This window comes from Vibrio sp. 10N.222.55.C6 (genome assembly GCF_041473395.1).
In the GTDB taxonomy this organism is placed as follows: domain Bacteria; phylum Pseudomonadota; class Gammaproteobacteria; order Enterobacterales; family Vibrionaceae; genus Vibrio; species Vibrio crassostreae_C.
This window is the reverse complement of record NZ_JBFRSD010001076.1, coordinates 1-253: the sequence shown is the minus strand read 5'-3', so window position 1 is coordinate 253 and position 253 is coordinate 1. Positions and strand designations below refer to the sequence as shown.

The window sequence follows — 253 nt, the reverse complement described above, 5'->3', positions numbered from 1 at the left end:
TTGTGTAGCTATCGACAACCGCACCAAATACATCCAACGTTGCGTCAATTGGTGTGCCAGTAAAGCCGACATAAGTAGCGTTTGGTAAGGAGTCGTGAAGATACTTAGCAAAGCCGTAAGTCTTTTTCACTCCGTCTTCAGTAACGGTAATTTTCTGTTCTAAATTGGTTTGGCTGCGGTGCGCTTCATCCGAGATACAAATGACGTTGGTTCGCTCCGTCAGCAGCTCCAAATCTTCCGTAAATTTATGGAT

General features: G+C 44.7%; 1 protein-coding gene. It reads right to left on the bottom strand.

Annotated elements, in window-relative coordinates; translation table 11 throughout:
• Nucleotides 1–253: hypothetical protein (locus AB4486_RS27615; protein ID WP_372119994.1), on the bottom strand; the 253-nt coding region annotated here is incomplete at both ends.